The organism is Ensifer sp. VA4 (assembly GCF_055710065.1).
This window is the reverse complement of sequence record NZ_JBVQPO010000016.1, coordinates 102594-109313: the sequence shown is the minus strand read 5'-3', so window position 1 is coordinate 109313 and position 6720 is coordinate 102594. Positions and strand designations below refer to the sequence as shown.

Here is a 6720-nt window from a genome sequence, read left to right as displayed (position 1 = left end):
TCTCGACGCCGATATTGGGCCGGGCGGACGGCAGGACTTCGCCGGCCAGGCGCAGGCACTCGCCGGCGAAGAAGTCGAAGATCTGGCCGGCGCGCACGGTCTCGCCGATGCCTTCGACCAGCGTCTTGCCTTCCTCGCGCGATAGAAGCTTTCCGAGCTCGTCCTTGCGGGCGAGGATCTCGTCGGCGGTCTTCCTCAGGATCGCATGGCGCTCGAGGATGCCGGAGCGCGACCAGGCGGGAAACGCCGCCTTGGCCGCCGCGATAGCAGCTCGCGCATCGTCAGCCGAGGCGCGGGCATATTCGCCCACCACGTCATTGGTGTTCGACGGGTTGATGCTGCGGAACGCTTCGCTACCGGCGATCCACTCCCCATCGATCAGGTTTTTCTGCACCATATCTATCCTCCGCGGCGCTCAGACTTTGACTATGTCTTCGCTTATCGGACGCGGTCGAGCTCGCACAAAGAACAATCTTTAGACCTCACCATTGCCAAAACGGCAAACCCCGGCACGCCTCGTGGGTGTTGCCATATCGGCAACGCGAACCGCTAAAAATTGTGCTTTATGAGATGCCAAATTCCATCATCATCGATCCCATAACAAGCAAGGGGAACGATATGTCTCGTTTTATGATGAACCGCCGAGGTTTCCTTTCGAATGCAGCCGCCGTGGGCGCGATCGCTGCGACCCATAGCCTTATCAATGTTTCGCCCGGCCTGGCTGGCGATTCCACGACGATTCGGATGCAGCTCGGTTGGCTGCCTTCCAACGGGCTTCTCGGAGAACTCGTTGCCCGCAAGAAGGGCTATTACGCCGAGAAGGGCATCGAGCTCGAAATCGTGCCTGGCGGACCGAATGTCGATGGCGTGGCGGGCGTTGCCGTCGGCCAGTCGACCATCGGTCAGATCTCATCCAGCCCGTCGGTGATGCTCGCCCGTTCGGCCGGCGCGCCGATCAAGGCATTCGCGGCCGGCTACCAGAAACATCCCTTCGCCTATTTCTCCCGCAAGGCAAACCCGATCGCCAAGCCGCAGGACATGATCGGTAAGACGATCGCCGCGATCCCGACTTCGGTCATTCTGCTGCGGGCGCTTCTTGCCAAGAACGGGATATCGGAAGACCAGGTCAAGATCGTCAACATGGGCTCGGACATGAACCAGCTCGTAACCGGCCAGGCCGATGCGGTCTGTGGCTGGCTGACGAACGTCAACGCCCTGAAGGTGCTGGGCGACGACCGGGTTGATCTGACCCTCTGGGATGGCGGCATCCGCCTTTATGCCAACGTCTACTATACCACCGACGACCAGTTGCAAAATCACGCGGACCAGCTTGCGGCGTTCGTATCCGGCTCGGCTCGCGGATGGGGCTATGCGCGCGATCATCACGAAGAGGCCGTCGATATCCTGCTCGAATCCTATCCGAACCTAGACAAGGCGAGCGAACTCGAAGCGATCGGGCCGCTGATGAAGTTCGTATTCAACGAAACCACAGCGACCGAGGGCTGGGGTGGCATGGACCGGGCAAACTGGGAAGAGCAGATCAAGACCTATGCGGACCTCGGCCAGTTCACCGGCTTCGTCCCGAATGCGAACGACGTCTACACGATGGCGATCCTGGATGCGACAGCCGACGTCCGCAAGAGCGTAGGATAAGTCAATGCTGGAAACGCTGAATAGATCCGGCCAGGATTCGGTCGGTAACTCCGCAGTGTCGGTGAAGAACCTTCATATTCGCTTCGGCGCAGATGATTCCGGCTTCACCGCGCTCTCCGACGTTTCGGTCGAGATCCCGGCCGGATCGCTTGTGACCATGCTTGGTCCGTCCGGCTGCGGTAAGTCCACCTTGTTGCGAACTGTCGCGGATCTCGTCCACATCACCGACGGTTCGGTGTCGGTGCATGGCCAGACGCCACGCAAGGCGCGCGAGGGACGCGACTTCGCCTTCGTCTTCCAGGAAGCGACGCTGCTGCCGTGGCGCAATGTGATCGACAACGTGCGTCTCCCCCTGCTGGTGGGGAAACGCGAGGCGGGCGCGACATATGCCGATCCGGAAGAGCTTCTGGCGCTCGTGGGGCTCAAGGGACGCGAGAAGTCGATGCCGCACGAATTGTCGGGCGGCCAGCGTCAGCGCGTGGCGATCGCCCGGGCGCTGGTGACCCGCCCCCGCATCCTGCTGATGGACGAGCCCTTCGGCGCGCTCGACGAGATCACGCGCGACAAGCTGAACGAAGAACTGCTGCGCCTGTGGCAGGAAACCGGGACGACGATCCTCTTCGTCACCCATTCGATCCCCGAGGCGGTCTTTCTCGGTCAACACGTGCTGATGCTCGCCGCCCATCCCGGCCGCGTCAAAGAGTTCATGAGGGTCGACTTGCCCTATCCGCGATCCCTGGCGATGCGCGACACGGTCGAGTTCATCCAGGTGACCGCCCACCTGCGCAAACTTTTGGGAGAATGCTGATGGCGAATGCCCTTCCTTCACAGGCGGAAGGCCGCGCCTTGACCGACGGCAACCGCTTCCGAATGCTCGATACGGCTGCCGGCGCGGTCCTGCGGCATCTACCGGCAACACTCGCGATCCTTGGCTGCATCCTCTTGTGGCAACTGGTTGTCTGGGGCTTTTCCGTACCGACATTTATGGCGCCGGGGCCGGTCGACGTTATCAAGGCTTTTGGCGAAAATGCCGGCGTCTTGTGGACGAACTTCTGGCCGACGCTCATGGAAGCCGTTCTCGGCTTCATCTTCGGCAATGTCATTGCCGTCCTTCTGGCGGTCTGGTTCGTGTATAGCCCGCTCGCGGAGCGAGCCTTCTATCCGATCGCCGTCATCATCAAGTCGATCCCGATCATCGCGCTTGCGCCGATCCTGGTGCTCCTCGTCGGTAACGGCATCGCGCCGAAGATCATCATCGCCGGCCTGATCTGCTTCTTCCCGACGCTGGTCAACATGGTGCAGGGACTGAAGTCGGCGAGCCCCGCAATGCTCGATCTGATGCGGATTCTGTCTGCCAGCAATTCCGAGATCTTCTGGAAGGTTCGCCTGCCGGGCTCGCTGCCTTTCCTGTTCGCCGCGCTCAAGATTGCGGCAACCAGCAGCGTGATGGGCGCAATCGTCGCCGAATGGATCGGCTCCAGCTACGGTCTCGGTGCGCTCATCATCGAGGCGACCTACAATTTCCGCTCGCCGCTGCTCTATGCGACGGTGGTGATTGCGGCCTCGCTTGCCGTGGTTCTCTTCTTCGCCGTCTCCTACGCGGAATCGAAGATCGTCCGCTGGAAACCGACGACGGACCACTGATCCCAAACGCCTTTGCTGCCGGACCTGGATATCCGGGTCCGGTCAACCGACGAAGTCACTGGCTGTGAGCTCCCTCACATTTCGCCGGACACTTTCCCTATGGAGGAAACGATTATGGAAACCATCAGAGAACGCCTGCGCAATGCCCGGATCGTCGACCGCTCGGACGTGGTCGTCGTCGGCGGCGGACCGGCCGGGATCTCCGCCGCGGTTTCGGCAGCCCGCACCGGGGCCAGCGTCACGTTGCTCGAACGCTATCCCTATGTCGGCGGGCTTGCCGCAGGCGGCATGGTTCTGGTGCTCGACGACATGGTCAACGGCGTCGAGATCACCGTGCGCGGCATCTGCATGGAAATGATCGAGCGGATGAAGACGCTCGGTCTCTGCGTCACGCCGACGGACGGCGACCGCCAGCTCGACATTCGCGACACGCCGGAAGCCTGGCGTCGTTGGGCGCGCTGGGGCCTGTTCGACTTCCACACGCCGTCTGCACCGCATCCGATCTGCTATGCTGCGGCCTTTGATCCGGACGCTTTCAAGCGCGTCTCCTACGACATCCTTCGCGAATCCGGCGTGAAGCTCAGGACGCACAGCTGGTTCTCCTCGGCGATCGTCGAGAACGGCACGATCAAGGGTGTGGTTTGCCAGACGAAATCCGGCCGCGAGGCCATCATGGGCGACGTCGTCATCGACGCCTCGGGCGACCTCGACGTTGCGGCCGATGCCGGCGCCCAGCATACGGACGGCAATTTCATTCTGACGACGGTTTCTCGCTGGGGCGGCATCGACACTGAAGCCGCCGAGCGCTTTGAATTCGAGGAACCCGAAAAGTTCAAGGCAATCGATCACGAGGCCAAGCGCCTGATCGGTGGCTGCTGGTCGTTCTGGTGGTTGAAGACCCCGCTGCCGGGCGTCATCTGGCTCAACTGCCCGCACATGCCGAAGCTCTCCGGCCTCCGTGTCGAAGACTTAACCTATGCGGAACTCGAGGGCCGTGGCCGCATTGCCCGCCTGCTCGACTTCGCCCGCGCCAACCTGCCGGGCTTCGAAAATGCCCATGTGATCGACTTTGCGCCGCAGACGGGCGTGCGCCAGTCGCGACTGCTCCAGGGCGAATATGTCGTCACGAAGGACGACGTGATGAACCGCCAGCACTTCACCGACACGGTGTGCCGTGGCCGCGACTACTACACGCCCTATAGGGCCATGCTGCCCAAGGAGGTCGATCAGTTGATCGTCGCAGGCCGGCATTATTCCGCGACCATCCAGGCGCAGAAGTCGAGCCGCGAGATCCCGCCATGCATGGCGATGGGCGAGGCGGCCGGTGTTGCCGCCACCGTCGCGCTCAATGCCGGCGTCAAGGTGCGAGACGCCGATGTCAAGGCGATCCAGAAGCAGCTGCGGGCGCAGGGCGCCGATCCCGGCGACGTACCATCCGAAAATGCAACCTATTTGGAGGCCGCAGAATGACGTCTCTTCCTCTCGACGGTATCCGCGTCGTCGACTTCACCCAGGTCATGCTTGGCCCGTGCTGCACGCAGATGCTGGCCGACTACGGCGCCGAGGTCATCAAGGTCGAAAAGGCCAAGATAGGCGACCTCTCGCGCTGGTCGCTGGGCTCGGATCCGGATGGCCTCAACAATCCGGTGTTCTCGTCGCTCAACCGCAACAAGAAGAGTCTGGCGCTCGACCTCAAGCAGGAGGAGGCGCGAGCCGCCGTCCGCGCGTTGATCGACACGGCCGACGTGGTCGTCAACAATTTCCGTCCTGACGTCATGGAGCGCATGGGCTTCGGCTATGATGAGCTGAAGCGGACAAACCCACGGCTGATCTACGCTGTCGGCACAGGCTTCGGCCTTGAGGGTCCCTACCGGCACAAGGGCGGGCAGGACATCCTGGCGCAGGCGCTTTCCGGCGTCATGCGGCGCAAGTCCGATGCCAGCCATCCGCTGTCGATCTATGCGACGCCGCTTGCCGACTACTCGGCCGGCATGCACCTGGTGCAGGGCATTCTGCTGGCATTGCTGCATCGCGAGAAGACCGGGCACGGCCAGCAGGTGGCGGTCAGTCTCTACAGCTCGATGCTCGCGATGCAGATGCAGGAGGGCACGACACATATGATGCGGGAGAAAGACCTGAACTGGGGCGCTTTCCCGCTGACGGGCGTGTTCGAAACCACCGACGGCGCCATCGTCATGGTCGGGGCTTTCAAGCAGAACCCGCTGCGCGACATCTGCACTGCGCTCGAGATCGAGGACCTGTCCCCCCAACCGCAATTTGCCGACTTCGACGCGCAGATGCAGCGCCGCCCGGAATTGCAGCAAATCTTCCGCGAGGCGTTCGCAAAGAACAGCAGCGCCCATTGGCTCGGCCGCTTGGAACAGGTGGATATTCTCTGCGCACCGGTACGCTCGCTTTCCGAAGCACTCGACGACGAACAGACGACGATCAACGGCATGATCCTGGACGCGGGAGAGACGAAGGCCGGTCCGATCCGGCTGGTTGGTTCGCCTATCGACATGTCGGCGGCGACCGTGACGGTTCGCATCGCGCCGCCGAAGCTCGGCGAGCACAATGACGAGATCCTCGCGGGGCTTTCGGTTCGTCAGGGAGATGCGGCATGAGCGTCACCTTCGTCGTAGAGGATCGCGTCGCGAGCGTCACCCTCAACCGTCCGGAGCGGATGAACGCCGTGGACGTGGCTACCGAACGCGAACTGGAGGCGGTCTGGGAAGAGATCGAAGCGCGCGACGACATCAGTTGCGTCGTCTTGACGGGCGCCGGCCAACGGGCGTTCTGCGCCGGGGCGGATCTGAAGGGGGCTGAAAAGACCGGCCTTGATTACTGGACCGAAAGCCGGCCGAACGGCTTTGGAGGACTGGCCTTTCGCCGCTCTCTGGATGTTCCCGTCATCGCGAGGGTCAATGGCTATGCGCTCGGTGGTGGGTTCGAGATGGTTCTCGGCTGCGATATCGTCATAGCTTCGACGGAGGCGGCCTTCGGCCTCCCCGAGGCTCGCGTCGGGCGCCTGCCGCTCGATGGCGGTATGGTGCTTCTCCAGCGCAGGATCCCGCACAACCTTGCCATGGGTGTGCTGTTGACCGGTCGGCGGTTCTCCGCAGCCGAGATGCACGCCTTCGGTATTGTCAACGAACTTGCCGAACCGGGCGAGCTCGATTCTGCCGTCTCCCGCTGGGTGAAGGAAATCGTCGCCTGTGCGCCGCTCTCGCTGCGCGCCATCAAGCAGACGGTCAATCGCACTGGGCATCTGTCTCCGGCGGAGGCCCAGGGATTGCGTACGCCTGCGCTCGTGAGAGCGCTGAACAGCGAGGATGCCCTGGAAGGCGTCCGCGCCTTTCAGGAGAAGCGTGCGCCCGTTTGGAGGGGACGGTGAGCGTGTTATAGGTCGGGGCCTAGGGGAGG

The 6720-nt window shown here is 62.6% G+C and carries 7 protein-coding genes; 6 read left to right on the top strand and 1 reads right to left on the bottom strand.

All coding sequences use genetic code 11. The features are described from left to right. Window positions 1-397 (bottom strand): aldehyde dehydrogenase family protein (locus tag AC0C6X_RS26205; RefSeq protein ID WP_472955978.1); only part of this gene is annotated, 397 nt, incomplete at its 3' end. 221 nt (window positions 398-618) lie between these two features. Here AC0C6X_RS26205 and AC0C6X_RS26200 point away from each other — a divergent pair. The 6 genes from AC0C6X_RS26200 (at window position 619) to AC0C6X_RS26175 (ending at window position 6691) form a co-directional block, all read left to right on the top strand. Then, window positions 619-1653 (top strand): ABC transporter substrate-binding protein, encoded by a 1035-nt coding sequence (locus AC0C6X_RS26200; protein WP_173519326.1) that lies wholly within the window; start codon window positions 619-621, stop codon window positions 1651-1653. Window positions 1654-1657: 4 nt separating this feature from the next. Then, window positions 1658-2461, top strand: coding sequence for an ABC transporter ATP-binding protein (locus tag AC0C6X_RS26195; protein ID WP_247960778.1), 804 nt, complete (start codon window positions 1658-1660; stop codon window positions 2459-2461). Between the two features lie 62 nt (window positions 2462-2523). Then, entirely contained in the window at window positions 2524-3297 is a 774-nt protein-coding gene (locus AC0C6X_RS26190) for an ABC transporter permease (protein WP_376741718.1), read from the top strand. A 114-nt stretch (window positions 3298-3411) separates the two neighbouring features. Further along, on the top strand, window positions 3412-4767 hold the full coding sequence (locus AC0C6X_RS26185) for an FAD-dependent oxidoreductase (RefSeq protein ID WP_247960779.1): 1356 nt from the start codon (window positions 3412-3414) through the stop codon (window positions 4765-4767). Continuing rightward, window positions 4764-5921: a CaiB/BaiF CoA transferase family protein gene (locus AC0C6X_RS26180; RefSeq protein WP_173519322.1), complete on the top strand. Its 1158-nt coding sequence runs from the start codon at window positions 4764-4766 to the stop codon at window positions 5919-5921. The genes AC0C6X_RS26185 and AC0C6X_RS26180 overlap by 4 nt, the downstream gene beginning before the upstream one ends. Further along, window positions 5918-6691, top strand: coding sequence for an enoyl-CoA hydratase-related protein (locus AC0C6X_RS26175; protein WP_173519321.1), 774 nt, complete (start codon window positions 5918-5920; stop codon window positions 6689-6691). The genes AC0C6X_RS26180 and AC0C6X_RS26175 overlap by 4 nt, the downstream gene beginning before the upstream one ends. The last annotated feature ends 29 nt before the right edge of the window (window positions 6692-6720 follow it).